Source organism: Peribacillus sp. FSL R5-0717, from assembly GCF_038002945.1.
GTDB classification, from domain to species: Bacteria; Bacillota; Bacilli; order Bacillales; family DSM-1321; genus Peribacillus; species Peribacillus frigoritolerans.
In genome coordinates this window covers 3,884,128-3,901,764 of record NZ_JBBOOF010000001.1, presented here as the reverse complement: position 1 = coordinate 3,901,764, position 17,637 = coordinate 3,884,128, and the positions used below count along the sequence as shown (strand labels likewise).

General features: G+C 40.3%; 24 protein-coding genes. 9 read left to right on the top strand and 15 right to left on the bottom strand.

Annotated elements, in window-relative coordinates; all coding sequences use genetic code 11:
- Nucleotides 1-275 precede the first annotated feature (275 nt).
- Complete coding sequence (locus NYE65_RS18845) at nucleotides 276-887, bottom strand: hypothetical protein (RefSeq protein ID WP_340861448.1); 612 nt, start codon at nucleotides 885-887, stop codon at nucleotides 276-278.
- On the opposite strand from NYE65_RS18845, the gene NYE65_RS18840 reads away from it, so the two are divergent.
- Both NYE65_RS18840 and NYE65_RS18835 read left to right on the top strand, forming a co-directional pair.
- Entirely contained in the window at nucleotides 870-1,277 is a 408-nt protein-coding gene (locus NYE65_RS18840) for a hypothetical protein (RefSeq protein WP_340861447.1), read from the top strand. The two genes, NYE65_RS18845 and NYE65_RS18840, sit on opposite strands and share 18 nt — an antisense overlap.
- A gap of 504 nt (nucleotides 1,278-1,781) precedes the next feature.
- Nucleotides 1,782-2,003 carry a hypothetical protein gene (locus NYE65_RS18835; protein ID WP_034314444.1) on the top strand — a complete coding sequence of 74 codons (222 nt, stop codon included), beginning with the start codon at nucleotides 1,782-1,784 and terminating at the stop codon, nucleotides 2,001-2,003.
- 17 nt (nucleotides 2,004-2,020) lie between these two features.
- On the opposite strand, the gene NYE65_RS18830 is transcribed toward NYE65_RS18835, so the two are convergent.
- A complete protein-coding gene (locus tag NYE65_RS18830; RefSeq protein WP_034314446.1) occupies nucleotides 2,021-2,578 on the bottom strand; it encodes a phosphatidylglycerophosphatase A family protein in 558 nt (185 codons plus the stop codon).
- A gap of 190 nt (nucleotides 2,579-2,768) precedes the next feature.
- Between NYE65_RS18830 and NYE65_RS18825 the strand changes: the two genes are divergently transcribed.
- The 5 genes from NYE65_RS18825 (at nucleotide 2,769) to NYE65_RS18805 (ending at nucleotide 5,674) form a co-directional block, all read left to right on the top strand.
- The gene (locus tag NYE65_RS18825) at nucleotides 2,769-3,491 is read left to right on the top strand and encodes an alpha/beta hydrolase (protein WP_340861446.1); all 723 of its coding nucleotides are present in this window, start codon (nucleotides 2,769-2,771) and stop codon (nucleotides 3,489-3,491) included.
- An 89-nt stretch (nucleotides 3,492-3,580) separates the two neighbouring features.
- Nucleotides 3,581-4,096 (top strand): YjcG family protein, encoded by a 516-nt coding sequence (locus NYE65_RS18820; RefSeq protein ID WP_034314450.1) that lies wholly within the window; start codon nucleotides 3,581-3,583, stop codon nucleotides 4,094-4,096.
- Between the two features lie 4 nt (nucleotides 4,097-4,100).
- Nucleotides 4,101-4,529 carry a GNAT family N-acetyltransferase gene (locus NYE65_RS18815; protein ID WP_034314452.1) on the top strand — a complete coding sequence of 143 codons (429 nt, stop codon included), beginning with the start codon at nucleotides 4,101-4,103 and terminating at the stop codon, nucleotides 4,527-4,529.
- A 159-nt stretch (nucleotides 4,530-4,688) separates the two neighbouring features.
- The gene (locus NYE65_RS18810; protein WP_034314453.1) at nucleotides 4,689-4,952 is read left to right on the top strand and encodes a hypothetical protein; all 264 of its coding nucleotides are present in this window, start codon (nucleotides 4,689-4,691) and stop codon (nucleotides 4,950-4,952) included.
- 233 nt (nucleotides 4,953-5,185) lie between these two features.
- Complete coding sequence (locus NYE65_RS18805) at nucleotides 5,186-5,674, top strand: spore coat protein (RefSeq protein ID WP_063577043.1); 489 nt, start codon at nucleotides 5,186-5,188, stop codon at nucleotides 5,672-5,674.
- Between the two features lie 216 nt (nucleotides 5,675-5,890).
- Here the strand turns inward: NYE65_RS18805 and NYE65_RS18800 are convergent, their stop codons facing one another.
- The gene (locus tag NYE65_RS18800; protein ID WP_340861445.1) at nucleotides 5,891-6,037 is read right to left on the bottom strand and encodes a hypothetical protein; all 147 of its coding nucleotides are present in this window, start codon (nucleotides 6,035-6,037) and stop codon (nucleotides 5,891-5,893) included.
- 151 nt (nucleotides 6,038-6,188) lie between these two features.
- On the opposite strand from NYE65_RS18800, the gene NYE65_RS18795 reads away from it, so the two are divergent.
- Nucleotides 6,189-8,462, top strand: coding sequence for an ATP-dependent helicase (locus tag NYE65_RS18795; RefSeq protein WP_340861444.1), 2,274 nt, complete (start codon nucleotides 6,189-6,191; stop codon nucleotides 8,460-8,462).
- A gap of 120 nt (nucleotides 8,463-8,582) precedes the next feature.
- On the opposite strand, the gene NYE65_RS18790 is transcribed toward NYE65_RS18795, so the two are convergent.
- The 11 genes from NYE65_RS18790 to mgtE form a co-directional block, all read right to left on the bottom strand.
- Nucleotides 8,583-8,837 carry a stage VI sporulation protein F gene (locus tag NYE65_RS18790; RefSeq protein ID WP_034314458.1) on the bottom strand — a complete coding sequence of 85 codons (255 nt, stop codon included), beginning with the start codon at nucleotides 8,835-8,837 and terminating at the stop codon, nucleotides 8,583-8,585.
- A 113-nt stretch (nucleotides 8,838-8,950) separates the two neighbouring features.
- Complete coding sequence (gene yjcZ / locus NYE65_RS18785) at nucleotides 8,951-9,106, bottom strand: sporulation protein YjcZ (protein ID WP_340861443.1); 156 nt, start codon at nucleotides 9,104-9,106, stop codon at nucleotides 8,951-8,953.
- 102 nt (nucleotides 9,107-9,208) lie between these two features.
- Nucleotides 9,209-9,565: a stage V sporulation protein AE gene (spoVAE, locus tag NYE65_RS18780; RefSeq protein ID WP_063577046.1), complete on the bottom strand. Its 357-nt coding sequence runs from the start codon at nucleotides 9,563-9,565 to the stop codon at nucleotides 9,209-9,211.
- Nucleotides 9,566-9,581: 16 nt separating this feature from the next.
- Nucleotides 9,582-10,607, bottom strand: a complete 1,026-nt coding sequence (gene spoVAD / locus NYE65_RS18775) for a stage V sporulation protein AD (protein ID WP_268590584.1) — start codon at nucleotides 10,605-10,607, stop codon at nucleotides 9,582-9,584.
- A gap of 3 nt (nucleotides 10,608-10,610) precedes the next feature.
- Nucleotides 10,611-11,081, bottom strand: a complete 471-nt coding sequence (spoVAC, locus tag NYE65_RS18770) for a stage V sporulation protein AC (RefSeq protein WP_340861442.1) — start codon at nucleotides 11,079-11,081, stop codon at nucleotides 10,611-10,613.
- A 16-nt stretch (nucleotides 11,082-11,097) separates the two neighbouring features.
- Nucleotides 11,098-11,595 (bottom strand): YhcN/YlaJ family sporulation lipoprotein, encoded by a 498-nt coding sequence (locus NYE65_RS18765; protein WP_328177473.1) that lies wholly within the window; start codon nucleotides 11,593-11,595, stop codon nucleotides 11,098-11,100.
- 293 nt (nucleotides 11,596-11,888) lie between these two features.
- On the bottom strand, nucleotides 11,889-12,254 hold the full coding sequence (locus tag NYE65_RS18760; RefSeq protein ID WP_340861441.1) for a DUF1360 domain-containing protein: 366 nt from the start codon (nucleotides 12,252-12,254) through the stop codon (nucleotides 11,889-11,891).
- A gap of 14 nt (nucleotides 12,255-12,268) precedes the next feature.
- Nucleotides 12,269-12,844 (bottom strand): hypothetical protein, encoded by a 576-nt coding sequence (locus NYE65_RS18755; RefSeq protein WP_340861440.1) that lies wholly within the window; start codon nucleotides 12,842-12,844, stop codon nucleotides 12,269-12,271.
- Between the two features lie 11 nt (nucleotides 12,845-12,855).
- Nucleotides 12,856-13,170 carry a hypothetical protein gene (locus NYE65_RS18750; RefSeq protein WP_328144400.1) on the bottom strand — a complete coding sequence of 105 codons (315 nt, stop codon included), beginning with the start codon at nucleotides 13,168-13,170 and terminating at the stop codon, nucleotides 12,856-12,858.
- Between the two features lie 308 nt (nucleotides 13,171-13,478).
- Entirely contained in the window at nucleotides 13,479-14,252 is a 774-nt protein-coding gene (gene fabI / locus NYE65_RS18745; protein WP_034314473.1) for an enoyl-ACP reductase FabI, read from the bottom strand.
- Nucleotides 14,253-14,385: 133 nt separating this feature from the next.
- Nucleotides 14,386-15,762 (bottom strand): magnesium transporter, encoded by a 1,377-nt coding sequence (gene mgtE, locus NYE65_RS18740; RefSeq protein ID WP_340862149.1) that lies wholly within the window; start codon nucleotides 15,760-15,762, stop codon nucleotides 14,386-14,388.
- A gap of 120 nt (nucleotides 15,763-15,882) precedes the next feature.
- Between mgtE and prpE the strand changes: the two genes are divergently transcribed.
- Complete coding sequence (gene prpE / locus NYE65_RS18735) at nucleotides 15,883-16,626, top strand: bis(5'-nucleosyl)-tetraphosphatase PrpE (RefSeq protein WP_340861439.1); 744 nt, start codon at nucleotides 15,883-15,885, stop codon at nucleotides 16,624-16,626.
- A 91-nt stretch (nucleotides 16,627-16,717) separates the two neighbouring features.
- Here the strand turns inward: prpE and NYE65_RS18730 are convergent, their stop codons facing one another.
- Nucleotides 16,718-17,632: an RluA family pseudouridine synthase gene (locus NYE65_RS18730; protein WP_268590587.1), complete on the bottom strand. Its 915-nt coding sequence runs from the start codon at nucleotides 17,630-17,632 to the stop codon at nucleotides 16,718-16,720.
- Nucleotides 17,633-17,637 lie beyond the last annotated feature (5 nt).

Sequence of the window (17,637 nt, the reverse complement as noted above, 5' to 3'; positions counted from 1 at the left end):
CTTACTTAGTTGCTGACTTCTTTTCTGAACAAGATTTATTATATAGTGGTATTCAAAATAAAACAAGTAGTTTTGCTAAAAAAGTTTTTTTTCCATAAAGTGTGGTCTTAGGCGTTAATCCCTGAAAGTACGATCTGACCCCCAAAATTTCTCGGAATAGAATCCGCCTCACCTTTTTCAAGGAGAATCCAAGGCTCCTAATCATACGTTTACTCAACTTTAATTAACAAATATGATGTCCATTTACTCAATCTAAGACTAAAGCAGAAAGATCTTTACATTGGAGAAGGGAATCTAGCAGCCTGAAAGTTTGTTAAAGATGCTTCTGCTAAAATTTCTCCGTTTGCATCTGCGCTAAATAATACTTGTACCCGATCTCCTGCTTGTAACTGAAGGATTGTAGTAACGGATAGTCCAATAGGTCTTGATTTCTCCAAGAAGTCATTAACAATATCTAAATTATCTCCGTTTACGTTAATGGAAATGGATGCGACATATCCTTCTTTTGAAGAACTCCTTTTTTTGTCTTTTGAAGAATGATGTTTTCTGCAATAATCACAGTTGCAACTATTTTTACTGCAATAATCACATTTGCAATTATCTTTTTTGTTTTTTGAGGAATCATTGCTTTTACTTTTTGACGGACAAAACGAGACTTTTGCTGTTATCTCATAAATTCCATCCTTAGTTGGAATAAATGTTGATATGTGCGGATTATATTCATCCGCTAAATCAAACTGTTCAGTTTGGAATAAAACTTTTATAGAGGGAGTTAACGCTGCTTCGTATAGTTGTGGTGTATTCTTATTAGCCCTGAACGCAGATGCTCTTACTAGATTATGTTTCTTATTGTCACAGTGACAGTCATTATGTTTCTTATGGCACAAATGACAGTCATCGGTTTTCTTTTGCTCACAGGTACAGTCACTGTGTTTTTTATGACAACAATGACAATCATCCGGTTTCTTTTGATGACAAATACAGTGTTTCTTATGGCACAAATGACAGTCATCATCTTTCTTTTGCTCACAAATACAGTCATTGTGTTTCTTATGACAGCAGTGACAATCATTATGGCAGCTATGACAATCATCCGGTTTCTTTTGGTGGCAAATACAGACATTGTGTTTCTTATGGCAGCTATGACAATCATCAGATTTCTTTTGGTGACATATACAGTCATTGTGTTTCTTATGGCAGCTATGACAATCATCCGGTTTCTTTTGCACACATTTCTTATTAAGATATGTGGTGTCTATAAAGGAATTACAATGTGAAATGGAATTATGATTTTTAATTATAATCACCTTTTTCCTTTTTATTTTCGGGTTATTTTATTCATTAAAAGAAAAGATGTTTGTACATATGTTACAAATTTGAAAATAAATCTAACTTAAACAGCAAAAATCTACTGGATTATATATCTTATTAAGAGGGTGGTCGTTAACAACAAGGAAGGGATTTTTGTGGATATAATCGGGGAAACAGATTCTTTATTCTCGATCTGAAAATGAGGTGAGGTATAATCGCACTTCAGTTTTGGTTGATGAAGAACCTAGCTACTGCGATTCTAAGAGGACTGTTAGAAGAAAGGTCAGAAATTGAGTACATAAATTGTTTTTTTGTTAAAAACTCTACATATAATATTAAAAAAGTTATAATTTCATCTTCTTCCATTTACCCTCACAACAAGACAGAACAAACATTCGCTTTTAACTTGCGTACAAAACGTATGTTCGTATATAATGATAGCAAGCAAGTCAGCAAAGGAGTGACCGGGAATGAAATATATACTTCGTAAACATATGGAAGAAAATGCTCCATTAGAAATAATTTATCTCTCCGAACAAGGTAAGATTACACAACGGAAAATCCAGGTGCTTGAAATTTATCCAGGCCATATTCACGCATTCTGTTTTCTAAGGCAGACAAAACGGACATTTAAAGTAGCCAACATCCTTTCTGCCCGCCTCATTAAGGCCAGGTTTTACAGGTCTGGCTGAAGATTGCTCTTCAAGGTTCAACCTATTAACTCTTCTTCTTCCTGGATGTCCTTTTCCTGTTCAGTTAACGATTCCTCTTCATCTCTCAGACGATGAGCTAACCTTGAGGCGGCACTCGCGGCAATGCTTGCAACGATGTCATCCAGGAAGGTATGCACGATTCCTTCTTGCTTCTTATCAAGTTCGTGTATGACGCCTATTTTATTTTTATCCAAATGGCCAAAGGTTGTTACAGCAATGCTTCCATAACCGAGTACTGCACCAAAGGCAATCGTTTCATCCACTCCGAATAGCCCTTCATCCGATTCAACAATCGATTGCAGGGGTTCTGATAGTTTTTTTTGCTCTGCCAGTTTATCCAGCTCCACACCGACTAAAATGGCATGTTGAATTTCCCTTTTCAACAGGACACGCTCAACGCTGTGGATGCATTCCTCCAGCTTAAGATCAGCCTTGTACGGGAACTGCAATTCATAAACGATTTTTGCAATTGCCTCCACACTGACACCACGCTCCAATAATGTTCGTTTAGCCGCCTTTGTCACTTCCCTGCTGTGCACGTGTACATCTGCCATTTTATTCGCCACCTTTTTTTGTATTATTTTTCTATATCCTTGTATTATAGCACCTTATAATTTAAATTTTTAGAAAATATAACGAAAATTTTATATTCCAAATTCTTGTCGCGGGAAAAAGTTGCTAGGCTATGCTAAAATAATCAAGTAAGTTGTTTTTCATTATTAATTATCATTGAGGTGCGGGATAATGAGTTTACGCAAAGGCACAATTAAAGAGTACATGTTTAAAAGCGAAGCTTTAGCAGAAGAATTGGAATTGCTTGTCTATTTGCCTGCTAATTATTCGCCATTGTATAAATATTCGCTTGTGATTGCTCAGGATGGCCGTGATTATTTTCAAATGGGCCGAATCGGTCGGGTAGCAGATGAACTGTTAGGGAACGATGAGATCGAGAATATCATCATTGTCGGCATTCCTTATAAAGACCGCTTTGACCGTAGGCGCAAATATCATCCGGACGGGGAACAGCATATTGCATACATACGTTTTCTTGCCCATGAACTAGTTCCGTTTTTAGATGATGAATTCCCAACCTATCAAATGGGACATGGTCGAACTTTGATAGGTGACTCTCTTGGCGGTACAGTTTCTCTATTGGCCGCTTTGCAGTATCCGCATACATTCGGTAAATGCATCATGCAGTCCCCGCTTGCCAATGAAGCAGTAATGGATGCTGTACGTAATTTTGAGAATCCGCATCTCCTCGAACTTTACCATGTGATCGGGACCGGTGAAACGGATGTACCGACGACGGATGGCAATAAGGCAAACTTCATAGAACCAAATAGGGAATTGCATAAATTAATAAACCAAAAAGGATTTCCTTGCTTCTATGAAGAATTTGAAGGTAATCATACCTGGAAATACTGGCAGGCAGATTTGAAACGAGCACTATTGGAAATGTTCTAATTACTCGAAATCATCTGTTTGGGATGGTTTCAAGAAAAAAACATGTCCAACTATAATACAACAATAAAAAATATCAGGAGGTTTTATTTATGAAATATGGTGTTGCAATTTTCCCTTCAAAAAAACTTCAAGATTTAGCTAACTCCTATCGCAAACGGTATGATACGAAGTATGCTTTCATACCACCGCATCTAACGCTTAAACCAACGTTCGAAGCGACGGATATGGAAATTTCAACAATCGCGGAACAATTAAAAGGCATCGCTCAAAAGTGCAGACCTTTTACGATGAGCGTAACCAAAACGAAGTCTTTCCAACCCGTAAGCAATACGATTTATTTCAAAGTAGAATTATCCGAAGGGCTTCAAGAGCTGCATGATGCGCTTAACAATGAGGATTTCATAAAAAGTGAAAGTGAACATGCATTTGTCCCGCATATTACAATCGCTCAAGATTTATCCGATAATGAGCATTCTGATGTTTTAGGCCAATTAAGCATGCTTGACATCAGCCATGAAGAAGAGGTGAAACGAGTTCACTTGCTGTATCAACTTGAAGATGGGGCATGGACCGTTTATGAAACATTTAGATTAGGAGCTGAATGATTTCGTGTTTGTAAAAATCGCAGAGAACAGCCAAGAGCTTGAAAACGCATATATGATTCGAAGAAAAGTGTTCGTCCAAGAACAAAACGTCCCTCTTGAAGAAGAGATCGATGAATATGAAAAAGATTCCACACATTTCGTTTTATATGATGAGCAGCATCAGCCAATCGGTGCTGGCCGCTTCAGGGTCATTGACAACATCGGTAAAGTACAGCGCATTTGTGTACTGTCATCGGGCCGTAAGAATGGTGCCGGCGCCATGATCATGAATGCTATTGAGGAATACGCAATCCAGCAGGAAGTGCCTCAATTAAAGCTTGATTCCCAAGTGCATGCCATCCCTTTTTATTCAAAATTAGGTTATGAGATCGTTTCCGACGAATTCATGGATGCTGGCATTCCTCATAAAACGATGAAGAAAACCATTTTTTGATATAAAAAAGCTGTCCTTTCAGTCTTCTGATTGGACAGCTTTTTTTGTTCGTTCATGGACTTAAATTATCGTTTTATGAAAAAAACCATTTCCGTTCAATGGCAAACTCATCAAAAATACATAGTCTATATATAGAAAGCAAGAAGGAGGGAAAATTTTATGGGTAACAATGATTTTAACCTGGATGAGTCTCAAAAAAGACTGATGGAGCTGCTGGTTTCGAGGACTTTGAGAAAACATGGTTTCAAAAAGGAAAAGGTCGATCTAACTGAAAAAGAGAGAAACAACCTTAAAGAAACCGTTCGTTATTTACAAGAGCAATCACTAAAAATCATAAACCAAGAAAAGAACATCACGGAACATGATGTTAATCCAGTTACCAATTCCATTCACAACAAATTCACGGATTCCAAAAATAAATGATGCACCATATCACCTAATCACCTTACTTGCTGGCGAGAAATAAGTAAACCGAGACATAGCAGCACTTACATTTCATTCCTAAAGCTCCAGCTTCTTTATTATTCATCCCCCACACACTAATACTTTCTCTAAGTATTTAAAAAATAGACGAATGAACTGATTTATTCGTCCAACCCGATTAACCATCAAAGCATATTTTAATAGGGAATAAAACCTAAGGAGGAAAAAACAACATGAACCAAAATGTATATCGTAGCAATTGTAACACACATGATGACTCTGAAAGGTCATGGTCGGCTCTAGATTCCGCTTCCAGGCATCCCCTTTCAGGATTCTGTAACGACGATGACACAAAGATTGACCAAGATGCAAGACAGGATAATAATCAAGTTCAGCTTTCTGAAGAACTTATTTACATTAAAGATTCTTGTAATGTAAATATCACTTCAACGGATGTTAAAGCGGCCCTCTCACTACAAGCTGCTCTACAAGCTGCAATTGCGGTCATCGTAAGCATTTCCGTTGCAGATGCTGATAATGCTGATAAGATCACTCAACAATTAATCCAATCTTCCAATGTTAAACAAATCACGCGCCAAAAAACAATTGTTGAAAACAGCCGTGATATCGACATTACAACAACTGATGCACAAATCGCTCTAAACATCCAACTTTTATTGCAACTATTGTTAGCCCTAATCGTGGAAATAGACATTCTTTAAGAAGTCAGCACAAAAAGGACACTTCACGTGTCCTCTTTTGTCTTTCTGGAGGAACTAGACAATTTCGTTGATGAACCTGCCTTTTCCTGTCATTCCAGCCGTTAAATCTTTCCTGACGCTCCTGCCCATTTCAAGTTGATATGTGCCTGCTCCATATGCACTTACCCGAACATTATCTTGAATTTGATTTAATCCTTCAACGCTTTCCCTTTCCCTTTATCTTTCCCTTTCCAACACCTGATCAAAACGGATGGGTTGAATGGGTGCCGCTCCTTTAACAATTCTTACTTTCCCTGCAACTTCGACCGTCCGGTTGGCATATTGAATATAATCAAATTGTGTGACAGGTGCTATATATCCCATAGTAACCCCTCCTTATATTGAAATAGTTATGTTGTCATTTAATTACCCTGCCAGAACAATATTTAAACATGATTTCCATATTCTTTTTTCCTAATCTTCTGGTATGATGAGTATTGCCGATATTTTTAATAGATTAGAGGTATCCATTTATATGAATCAAGCAAAATCTGGCAATGAAATCGTACATTTACATACCGTTTCAGCTGGTGAGCTGCAGACACTTTTTGAAAAAGGAAAACGTGATCAGCTTTCTTGTATCATTTGTCATAAACCAGTGAAATTATTTATCGGAATCCATGAGACACCTTATTTTTATCATAGCGACCCATCGCAGGGACCCTGTGAAATGCCAATTTCAGAATCCATAAATGAAGATAAGCCCTTAGAATATATGGAACAGAATGGATTTAGGATTCCAACATCTCGAACCATCACTGAAACGAAAACCATTACCGAACCTTTCCTTAAAAGCCGCCCCATAACCGGCAATCCGAAATATTCAGATAAACCATATGACATGGCACAATCAGAGGAACCATACTTTCAAGAATTATCCTCTTCAGGGGTTGTTCTCGATGCAGAGCAACTCAAGGCGGTAATGACGGTCGATGGACCCATCCTTGTCCTTTCAGGAGCAGGTAGCGGGAAAACCCGCGTATTGACGGTACGCACTGCCTATATGCTCACAGTGAAAAAGATTGATCCCAAAAGTATCATGCTTGTAACATTTACGGCGAAATCCGCAAAGGAAATGCAGCAGCGTCTGCTCGGTTATCCCTATATGACGCCCTCCCTTGTTTCTCAAATCGTTAGCGGGACCTTTCATAGCATCTTTTATAAAATCCTGATTTTCCACGAACCAGCCAAATGGCAGCGCGATTTCCTATTGAAGTGGGAGTGGGAAAAAGAAAAGGTATTGAAGCAGGCTGGCAGGGAATTGGAACTTGATGATAAGGAATTTGCATATGATCAGGCTCTTCAACAAATCGGGCTTTGGAAAAACTCTTTGGCCTTTCCAGAAGATATTCACCCTAAGGACGATTGGGAGAAATCGTGTTTATTTTTATATAAGAAATATGAAGAATATAAACAGCAAACAGGGAAGTATGATTTTGATGATATGCTTGTAGGCTGTTATGTATTTTTAAAAAATCACCCAGATTTTTTAAAGAAATATCAGCAAAGGTTTAACTATTTTTTGGTAGATGAGTTTCAGGATATCAATAAAGTTCAATATGAATTGATAAAACTCCTATCTGCTGAATCAAAAAATGTATGTGCGGTTGGAGATAATGACCAATCCATCTATTCATTCCGTGGAAGCGATCCGAAGTATATTTTGAATTTCAATCATGACTTCCCTCGATCCCAAGTGGTGAAGCTGACGGAGAATTACCGCTCTTCCCATGAAATTGTCGCTACAGCGAACCGCTTGATCAAGCGAAACCAGAACCGGATGGAGAAAAAGATGAGGGCACAGCATGATTCAGGAAATCCACCTGTTTTATTTTATCCTTATGATGAAGAATTGGAAGCGACGATGATCGTATCCGATATCCAAGAGAAAATATCCAAGGGAGCAAACCCTGGGGACTTTGCAGTATTGTACAGGACACACACGATGTCCAGGGCCATTTTTGAACGGCTTGCCGCTTCCAATCTGCCATTCGTCATTGAAAAGGATGCGGATTCGTTTTATCAGCGCAAGGTCATTCGCGGCATGCTTGCCTTTATGCGCTTGAGTTTGTTCCCGCATGACAGCAAGGCAGCATCTGAGGTCCTTTCCTCCCTATTCTTAAAGCAAAGTATATTACAAGAGTTAAAAGCAATGACAATATTGCAGGATTGTGACTTCATCGATGCATTTGCTTTTGTTAAGACTGGACATGCTTTTCAAGAACGAAAATTAAAAACGATTCCTGAACAGATTCGGTCTTTAAAAATTATGTCGCCACTCGTAGCGTTAGAGATCATCGAGAAAGATTTAGGATACCAGGAATATGTAAAAAAACGCGGTAATGATGCGAACCTGGAAAAAGGATCCGATGACATCCGTGACTTAAAGGTGGCGGCAAATCGTTTTCCAACCGTCGCCGCTTTCATTGAACATGTCGATCATATGACTGCGATGGTCCAAGAGATTAAACAGCTATCGAAACACTTTAAGGACGCCATACAGCTTACCACCATACATCGTTCCAAAGGGCTTGAATATCAAACCGTATATGTCCTTGCTGCTGTAGATGGCAGCATTCCTCATGATTTCGCACTTGAATCTTACCGAAAAGGGGAACTATCCCCTCTTGAAGAGGAAAGACGATTGCTCTATGTAGCGGCAACCAGGGCTAAAAAGGATCTTTACCTTTCCATCCTGCAAACTAGACGCGGACGGACTGCCCATCCATCACGTTTTCTGAAGCTTTGACCAAAAGCCGATACTATAAATCTTGCAAATGGGCTTTTTTAGTTTAAAAAACTGCAGACAAACTCGCTTTTTTTCAAGTTTGTCTGCAGTCTGAAGGCCTGCATGATAGCAGGCCCTTTTTCATTTTTTATTTATCATATTGGATATCGTCCCGAAATCAAGTTTATTCCCTTCAGCTACGATGGAATGAACGATTTTATCTTCCGTTTCCTTATTGACCGGTTTATTCGCTATTTTCGAAACACGCTTAATGACGTTTCTAACCGTTGTTTCATCTTTGAAGTTGGCTCCTTGCAACGAGTTTGCCAATTCTAATACATCTTTCATATTTACGCCGGTTTTACCTTCTATGTTTTTAAAAAAGTTATTATCCATACTTAAGCCCCTCCCTTTTCTGTACCTATCCTATGGCATTATCAGAAAAAAGTGCTAGGCCCATACAAAAAAAATAAAAGGAATAGGCTTCTTCTGCCTATTCCTTTTACGCCTTAGCAGAAAGAAGCCCCTACAATAATCAATAGGATGAACAATACAACGATTATCGCGAAAGTAGAACCGCCGCCATATCCGCCGCCGTATCCATAACCGCCGCCGTATCCATAACCGCCGCCGCCACAACAACCGTAGCCACCAAAACCAAACATACATATCACCTCGCTCTCGCTAAAGCTTACTGATAACATATGTAGGTCTGGACAAATATGTATAGGCCATGTCCCATTCCAAGGCTGCCTATTTCGGTAATTTTATCCTTTTGGCCTGAAAACCAATGCTCCGATGAATCCAAAAACGATCGCTGCAGAGATACCGGAACTCGTAATTTCAAACATACCTGTCAGTACGCCAACGAGCCCATGTTTTTCCGATTCCATCATCGCCCCGTTCACCAGCGAGTTCCCAAACGAAACGATCGGTATGGTTGCTCCTGCACCGGCAAAGTCAACCAGCGGCTCATATAAATCAAATCCGCCAAGAACAGCTCCTATTACAACGAATAAGCTTAACGTATGTGCTGGGGTTAGCTTAGCAACATCGAAAAGCAGCTGGCCTACTACACAAATCAAGCCACCGATGACAAAGGCCCAAAAAAACATTGCTAACATCGAAATCCCTCCTTTTTCATGAATTCATCCCATACTCAATGGACACTGCATGGGCGATGCACGGAATCGTATCTTTTTGCTGGACGGAAAGCGGCGACAATAACGCTCCTGTTGCGACAAGCAGGATTTTTTTATATTTACCGGAAATCATTTCATTTAATATATGACCGTATAAAACGACTGCCGAACATCCCGCACCGCTCCCGCCAGCCAAAACAGGCTGGTCCTTTTTAAAAATCATCAATCCGCAATCCTTGAATTTTTCCTGATTGATATTACAGCCCTTTTGTTTCAATAAGTCATGGGCTGTCTCACTCCCTATTTGACCTAAATCCCCAGTAATGATGAAATCATAATCATCCGGGGTCAAACCAGTATCATTGAAATGGGCAAGTATCGTATCGACTGCAGCCGGGGCCATTGCTCCCCCCATGTTGAAAGGATCTTTCAATCCCATGTCAATGACCTTACCAATAGTGGCCGAGACAATATGTGGATATTCCCCTTGCTTGCTTCCATTAGGAGCAACCAGCGCCACCCCTGCTCCTGTTATCGTCCATTGGGCTGTAGGTGGCTTTTGCCCGCCATATTCAGTTGGATAGCGAAATTGTTTTTCAACAGCTGCATTGTGGCTCGATGCACCTGTCAACACATAGTTAGCCCCGCCATAATTAGTGATGAAGGCAGCTAGAGCAAGCCCTTCCATCGATGTGGAACAGGCTCCAAACAAGCCGAAATATGGAATTCCATTGGTTCTTGCCGCAAAGCTTGTCGGTGTAACCTGATTGATTAAATCACCAGCCAAGAAAAACTGTACCTGCTCCTTGTCAATCTCCCCTTTCTCCAAAGCAAGCTCTACCGCTTTCTCCATCAAATGGCGATGAGCCTTCTCATATGAATCCTGCTCCATCCATAAATCGTCATAAAGAATATCGAAATCACCCGCGATTTCTCCATTTGCTTCAAATGGACCTCCTGTTACCCCTGTTTCCAAGATGACCGGTTTATTGGTGAACATCCATGTTTGTTTTCCCTTTAACACCGCTTAGCCCCCAATCATTAGGTAAATCGTTTTTATCAACGCCACGACAAAGGCTGAAAATACTCCGAATAAAATAACCGATCCGGCCAATTTAAACATATTGGATCCAACTCCAAGTACAAAACCTTCCGTCCTATGTTCGATTGCTGCAGAAATGACTGCGTTACCGAACCCAGTGACTGGGACGGCACTCCCTGCCCCAGCATACTGGCCAATCCGGTCGTAAAATCCGAAACCGGTCATCAAAAGGGCCAGAAACACCATGGTAGCCGTTGTCGGACCTCCAGCTGTCTGCTCTGTAAAGTTGAAAAAATAAATATAGAAGTAGGAAATGGCTTGTCCCACTATACAGAAAATACCACCTACTAAAAAGGCCTTCAAACAATTCTTCACTATTGGTCTTTTAATTTCATGCTTCCCTTGAAGCTCTTGATACGCATCCTGTATTGGGGTCGTTTTATCCTTGCCGCTCATGTGTTGAACCTCTCTTCTAAATTAATTCTTTTTGAAGTTCTTCAATTTCCTTGAACTTCTTCCTTGCCTTTTTCTCGGGAACATCCTTTTCCTTGAGTAACTCGTTCAACCTTACTGATTCCAAAAAGATTTTATAATCGCTTGAAACAATAAAATCATTCTCTGGAAACTTTTCTTCCAGATTTTCAGTCACAGTCTTTTCAATTTTCTTCATATGAAAACGTTGTAAATGCTTAACTTTATAAGCGACGATAATCTTTTTCCCGTTTTTCACGACGATCACGTCATAGATTGTGTCTTCATTAGCAACTGTTTCCTTTACCTTTGAGATCAGTCCCTTTTCATCCTTCCCATCCATTCCATTAATGATATCCATCGGTTCAGGATTCGTACGTTTAATCATCGCGAAATTCTCCGTTTTTCCATCATTCTGATTGCTGCACGCCGTAAGCACACACAAAACAACTATAAAAATCAGCAAGCTTCCCTTAAAATATCTTCCTTGTCTGAACATAGAATCACATCCTAATTTATCGTTCTATTGTTATTTTCTTGTTTAACGGTTTTTTTATGAATGGTAGGATTAGGAAATAAAAAAAACCTTCCAAAATGGAAGGGTTTTTTCACTCAATAGCCTTTATTTTTATTGTTATTATTACAGCCACAATCTTTCTTGATTTTGATTGGCTGATCTTTTTTTATCGGTTTTGCATATGCCCATGGATTATTCTGTTTCTGATTCAATTCATGACGCCTCCTTTAAGATCTATATCATACTATATGAATGATTAGACAAGTTGTTTCCAATCAAATGTCCATAATTTTGCTGATTATGACCTCAATTATCGCTCCTACTGCTGCAACGGCAAGTATCAATATCAGTACGTCGCCTATAAACCAATGTTGGATATAAAGGCAAACCAGAAAAAGGCTGACCCAGACACCCACACACCAAAAACAACTTAGCAATTGACCAATCCACCCCAGCAGACCCTTTTCCTTGGGCATTAAAAATATTTCCACAATTCCTTCATCATTTTTTTCCTCTATCTCTTTAAAAAAGGGGCTGCGCAGCGGCTCCATGATTTTATCGAAAACGATCAAGCGTGTCAGCCTGAAGGAAGCCAAGCCTAATATGATAAATAAGGTAAATTCACTTTGTGGGGGAAACATTTAATATTGCTCCTTCACTTGGATTCTTCAATTATTTTGGCATCGATGATATCCGGCAGACCCACGAAACGGATATGGTTCCCTCTTTTAATTTTAACTGATTCCCCTCTCATGCCCAACACATGAAACCGAAGCTTTTCTCCGTTAATTACAGCCTCACATAATGGTTTTGGAAAACCTTGATGATTGGATAGGCGGGAAATGATGTCACGGGAAGATTCTTTCTTCTCCACCTTTTTCCTTTTTCTCTTAACTGGCTTTTTTTCATTTTCCTGTTCAATTTGTTCAGGATGTTCCATTTTTTCAACCGGAGCTTGCTCAGGGACATATTCTTCCGTGATTTTCCTTAATCCCGTAATCTCTTTTTCAATTTCCATCATGGCATCATAAACACCAAATTCGCGTTTGACCTGTTCGATTTTTTCTTCTTTATGCTCGGCTTCTTCCTGAAGTTCCGGCTCAGCGCTGTCTTGAGGTTTAGCCTTTTTCGTTCGAAAATCACTTTGCATATTTCCACGCAGATCTGATATTTTTGCTTGATCGACATATATGAGTGGTTTGGATTCCTTATCGCCATTTTTCCCTGACATGAAAACCCTCCTTAATATTTCAGAATATCCACGGACTGCAGCTGTTCCATTTGGTATTGGACAACCTTTTTCCCGAATTTATGCCTTATGAACAAACTGGATTCTTTTTTTTGTTCCAATTTCCCGAATAGTGTACGGTCATTGATGATGAATCTACAAACAGGCTTAGGTGCAAAGGCTGGAAGTCGGGACAATAGCTCCACCAATTCCTCGGCGGTATATGAAGTACTGATATTTTTTCCATGTAAATTGATATGTCTCTTCAGCGTATTTTGTATAGTTTGTTTTCCATCAGCACAAGGCACACCAACTTTTTCCACGTCCATGATACCCCTCCTTCTTTTTCTCGAATAGGGTTGAAAGCAGCTTTATGCCGATTCTCGCAAATAATGAATATCCGCTCTATGTATCATTTATATGAAACTCACCCTTCTTTATGCTGGAGATGTGACACTCCTTCAAAAAAGGACATCAACCAAGCTTGGATATGCTGGGCATTTATGGAGAAAACTAAAAAATTTGAAGATGAAAAAAATCGGATAGATTTCAAATGAGGATGCAGCAATTAAGGATTCCTGAGGAGTGGAAAATCAATAAAAAAAAGGGGACCGATATCGGTCCCCTTCTTTTACTGTCATCCGATTATATGGTAACCAGAATCCACATGGATATTTTCCCCGGTAATCCCGCGGGACATGTCACTTAATAAAAATACTGCCGTATCCCCTACTTCTTCTGGTGTCGTTGTACGACGAAGCGGTGCTTCTTCTTCAATCTTCTTTAAAATGGTATTGAAGTCGCGAACACCTTTTGCGGATAGGGTACGGATAGGTCCCGCTGAAATAGCATTCACTCGAATGTTATCTTTGCCAAGATCACTTGACAGGTAACGGACATTGGCTTCAAGTGAAGCCTTAGCCACTCCCATTACATTATAATTAGGCATGACCCGTTCACCGCCAAGATACGTCATTGTGACGATGCTGCCGCCTTCCGGCATGATTTCTTTCGCCGCTTTAGCTACAGCCGTTAAAGAAAATGAACTGATATTATGGGCAAGCAAGAACCCTTCACGGCTCGTATTGACGAACTCACCGTCCAGTTCTTCCTTGTTAGCGAATGCGACACTGTGTACCACGCCATGAATGATGCCTGTTTCTTCCTTAATCGTCGCAAAACATTTTTCAATGCTTTCATCCTTCGTTACATCACATTGTAAAATGATGGAGGGCTCCCCTTCCAATGTAGAAGATAGTTCCCGAACGCTTTTTTCCGTACGGTCTTTTCCGTAAGTGAAAATCATTTTTGCACCTGCTTTATGTAAGGAACGGGCAACTCCCCAAGCAATACTTCTTTTATTCGCAACACCCATTATGACAAACGTTTTTCCCTCTAATGAAAAAGTCATCGTATGTGACCTCCTATTTTTAATACAAGTTATTAGTACCTGCTACTAATGACAGTATATCAAATTTCCTTTGATAAAAACACCGTTTTCTAAAGTCCTCTGGGAATGACCCTCCAGGAGGGCCATCTTTGACTTATAGTAAATAGCCCATTAATAATGTTGCTAATCCGAAATAAATAAGAATACTGATAAGGTCATTTATAGTTGTAATGAAAGGACCTGAAGCTACTGCTGGATCGATTTTCATTTTATGCATGAGAAGCGGGACGATTGAACCGGCAAGTGTGGCAACGATCAGAGTTATGAAAATCGAAATACCGACCAATAACCCCAGCATTAAATCTTTTTGCCAAAAATAGACGATGAAAATGATAGCAATTCCGCATGTCAGACCAATAATAAGGCCAGTTCCAGCCTCTCGAAGGACTAGTTTCCACTTGCTTTCCTGTTCTAATTCACCTGTTGCGATTCCTCTGACCGCCACTGCCAATGCCTGTGTTCCTGTATTACCAGCCATGCCGCCAATCAATGGAATAAATACAGCCAGAATCGCTTTTTGACTTAGTGTCTCTTCGAATCGCCCGATCAAACTCGCAGTCAGCAAGCCTAAGAACAAGAGGATGACCAACCATGGCAGCCGTTTTTTTGCAGCTGAAAATGGACTCTTATCAACATGATCCAGATCAGATATACCGGCGAGTTTAGAATAATCATCGGATGCCTCTTCATCCATGACATCAATGATATCATCAACCGTAATAATCCCTAACAAATGGTTCTGGAAATCGACGACCGGCACGGCAAGGAAGTTATAGTCCCTTATTTTTCGTGCCACCTCTTCCTGGTCTTCAGATACAGGTACGGAAACTACCCTGTCATCCATTAAATCACCAATTAACGCATCTTCATCTGCAATGATCAAAGTCCTGAGCGATAAAACACCAAGCAGTTTCTTTTCCTGATCGGTAACGAACACATAATATATCGTTTCCGCATCCGGAGCTTCCCTTTTTAAGATCTGCATGGCTGATCGAGCCGTTTCATTTGCTTCAATGGCAATGAACTCTGTCGTCATGATACTTCCTGCAGTAGATTCCTCGTAATTCAGAAGTTCCTGGATTTCGCTTGCCGCTTCATCATCCATGATGGTCAAATAGCTGACGGCCTGCTCATCATTGATTTCATTCAGGACGTCAGCAGCATCATCCGCATACATATGGGAAAGCATATCGGCTGCGTAAGAAGGATTCATTTCAGCCAACAGGCTTTCATAATCCTCTTGATCTATTTCTATATTCTCAAAAAGGTCCGCCATTTCTTCCGGTGACAAATATGTGTAAATGACGGATCTGAATTCATCTGACAAGCTTGTATAAAATTGAGCCTGATCATAAGGATGCATTTCGAGGAACTCCGTACGGAACTGATCTAGATTTTCCGTTTTAAGCGCTTCAAGCAAAAACTCGTTATTCACTTGACTACTCTCCCGCTCCCTCTCCCGGTCCTTCATCTCCTCCATAACCATACACCTCCTAAAACAAATTTTTCATTTCTTCGTTTATATTTTATTTTTTAAATAATACTATACTAATACCATAAACATATACAAAACAAACAAAGGATGTGTCAAATGAACATCGATATCATAGGGGACATTCATGGATGTTTCGCTGAATTCAGGCAGCTGACCGAAAAAATGGGCTATACATGGGAGACTGGGGTTCCTGTACATCCCTCTGGAAGGATTCTCGGCTTTGTAGGGGATTTAACCGATCGCGGCCCCAATTCCCTTCAAGTAATCGAGGTTGTCCATGAATTAGTCATTAACCAAAATATAGCAAGGTATGCCCCAGGTAACCACTGCAATAAATTGTATCGTTATTTTTCAGGCAATAAAGTACAAATATCACACGGTTTAGAAACTACTGTAGCTGAATATGAATCACTGAACAGTCGGGAGCAAAAGAAAATCCGAAAAAAATTCATGGATCTATATGAACGCTCCCCACTTTATCAAATCATGGATGAAGGGCGATTGATCATTGCCCATGCAGGAATTCGCAATGACTATATTGGTCAATATAGCAGTAAAGTAAAAACCTTTGTCCTCTATGGTGATATAAATGGCTCCAAACATCCGGATGGGTCTCCGGTCAGGAAAGACTGGGCCAAATCATACAAAGGGGAATCTTGGATCGTATATGGCCACACACCTGTCCCTGAAGCTAGACAAGTCAATCATACATACAATATTGATACAGGCTGCGTCTTCGGTGGAAAACTGACGGCTGTCCGTTATCCCGAAATGGATCTTCAAGAAGTGCCTTCAACCATGCCATATATAGCGGAAAAATTCAGGACATCTTTTGATTAACCAAAAAAACTCGCCAACTTGGTGAGTTTTTTTGCGTCCATGATTTTTTTAAAATCCTGAATCGTTCGTTTTAATGTGGCCCGTTATAAAATCAGGAATCCCATCCTTTACTTCCATCGAGCAAACGGGACATATCTTCTGGTAACTCTTCTTGAAACAACATCATCTTCTTTGTGAAAGGATGTAAAAATTTCAGCTCAAAACAATGCAGGGCTTGGCGAGGTATACCTCCCCTGTTCCCTCCATATAAATCATCACCAGCCAGCGGGTGACCAATATGAGCCATATGGACCCTGATTTGATGCGTACGCCCTGTTTGGAGTTCCAAATCAAGGAATGTATGGGACTCTGTGTGTGCCAATACCTTAAATAGGGTACAGGCATGCCGGCCATCCTCCCTAACTTCCCGTTCGATGATGCTGGTCGATTTTCGTCCGATTGGCGCCACTATCTCTCCTACAGGTCCTTCAACGATCCCCTCAGCTATGGCTTGGTATCTCCGTTTAACCTGTCCTGATTTTTGCTGTTCACTTAATAAGTGATGGATATGCCGGTGCTTGGCAATTAAAACCAGACCTGATGTGTCCCGGTCAAGCCGTGTAACTATATGGATCGTCGCCTGTACTCCCGTCTTCCTATAATAACCCGCCAAGCCATTCGCCAGACTGCCGTTAGGATGCTCGCGGGAAGGAATGGTATTCATGAAAGGGGGCTTGGCCACCACCAATACAAACTCATCTTCATACCTGACATCCAGGGGGATCGGTTCCGGTAAAAGGCCTTCGCTTGCCTGCTCCGGCGGGAATATGACGGTGACGGTGTCACCTGTTTCAATCCGTTCCCTTACGGTTACTTCTTCACCGTTCAACCGGATATATCCACCTTTAAACTTAATATCCGTTAATGCTCGTTTTGAAATATCGCATTTGCTGAGAAACTCTCGCAATAAAGAGCCAGAATCCTCTTCAGAAACCGACCAGGTCAAAGAAAAGTTTTGATTTGACATGAGGT

What these genes read in the sequence shown, in the direction of transcription:
- NYE65_RS18840 (WP_340861447.1), top strand. Translation starts at nt 870, where the DNA reads ATGTTTCTTATGGCACAAATGACAGTCATCGGTTTTCTTTTGCTCACA.
- NYE65_RS18835 (WP_034314444.1), top strand. Translation starts at nt 1,782, where the DNA reads ATGAAATATATACTTCGTAAACATATGGAAGAAAATGCTCCATTAGAA.
- NYE65_RS18830 (WP_034314446.1), bottom strand. Translation starts at nt 2,578, where the DNA reads ATGGCAGATGTACACGTGCACAGCAGGGAAGTGACAAAGGCGGCTAAA.
- NYE65_RS18825 (WP_340861446.1), top strand. Translation starts at nt 2,769, where the DNA reads ATGAGTTTACGCAAAGGCACAATTAAAGAGTACATGTTTAAAAGCGAA.
- NYE65_RS18820 (WP_034314450.1), top strand. Translation starts at nt 3,581, where the DNA reads ATGAAATATGGTGTTGCAATTTTCCCTTCAAAAAAACTTCAAGATTTA.
- NYE65_RS18810 (WP_034314453.1), top strand. Translation starts at nt 4,689, where the DNA reads ATGGGTAACAATGATTTTAACCTGGATGAGTCTCAAAAAAGACTGATG.
- NYE65_RS18805 (WP_063577043.1), top strand. Translation starts at nt 5,186, where the DNA reads ATGAACCAAAATGTATATCGTAGCAATTGTAACACACATGATGACTCT.
- NYE65_RS18800 (WP_340861445.1), bottom strand. Translation starts at nt 6,037, where the DNA reads ATGGGATATATAGCACCTGTCACACAATTTGATTATATTCAATATGCC.
- NYE65_RS18795 (WP_340861444.1), top strand. Translation starts at nt 6,189, where the DNA reads ATGAATCAAGCAAAATCTGGCAATGAAATCGTACATTTACATACCGTT.
- NYE65_RS18790 (WP_034314458.1), bottom strand. Translation starts at nt 8,837, where the DNA reads ATGGATAATAACTTTTTTAAAAACATAGAAGGTAAAACCGGCGTAAAT.
- yjcZ (WP_340861443.1), bottom strand. Translation starts at nt 9,106, where the DNA reads ATGTTTGGTTTTGGTGGCTACGGTTGTTGTGGCGGCGGCGGTTATGGA.
- spoVAE (WP_063577046.1), bottom strand. Translation starts at nt 9,565, where the DNA reads ATGTTAGCAATGTTTTTTTGGGCCTTTGTCATCGGTGGCTTGATTTGT.
- spoVAC (WP_340861442.1), bottom strand. Translation starts at nt 11,081, where the DNA reads ATGAGCGGCAAGGATAAAACGACCCCAATACAGGATGCGTATCAAGAG.
- NYE65_RS18765 (WP_328177473.1), bottom strand. Translation starts at nt 11,595, where the DNA reads ATGTTCAGACAAGGAAGATATTTTAAGGGAAGCTTGCTGATTTTTATA.
- NYE65_RS18760 (WP_340861441.1), bottom strand. Translation starts at nt 12,254, where the DNA reads ATGTTTCCCCCACAAAGTGAATTTACCTTATTTATCATATTAGGCTTG.
- NYE65_RS18755 (WP_340861440.1), bottom strand. Translation starts at nt 12,844, where the DNA reads ATGTCAGGGAAAAATGGCGATAAGGAATCCAAACCACTCATATATGTC.
- NYE65_RS18750 (WP_328144400.1), bottom strand. Translation starts at nt 13,170, where the DNA reads ATGGACGTGGAAAAAGTTGGTGTGCCTTGTGCTGATGGAAAACAAACT.
- fabI (WP_034314473.1), bottom strand. Translation starts at nt 14,252, where the DNA reads ATGACTTTTTCATTAGAGGGAAAAACGTTTGTCATAATGGGTGTTGCG.
- mgtE (WP_340862149.1), bottom strand. Translation starts at nt 15,762, where the DNA reads ATGAAGGACCGGGAGAGGGAGCGGGAGAGTAGTCAAGTGAATAACGAG.
- prpE (WP_340861439.1), top strand. Translation starts at nt 15,883, where the DNA reads ATGAACATCGATATCATAGGGGACATTCATGGATGTTTCGCTGAATTC.
- NYE65_RS18730 (WP_268590587.1), bottom strand. Translation starts at nt 17,632, where the DNA reads ATGTCAAATCAAAACTTTTCTTTGACCTGGTCGGTTTCTGAAGAGGAT.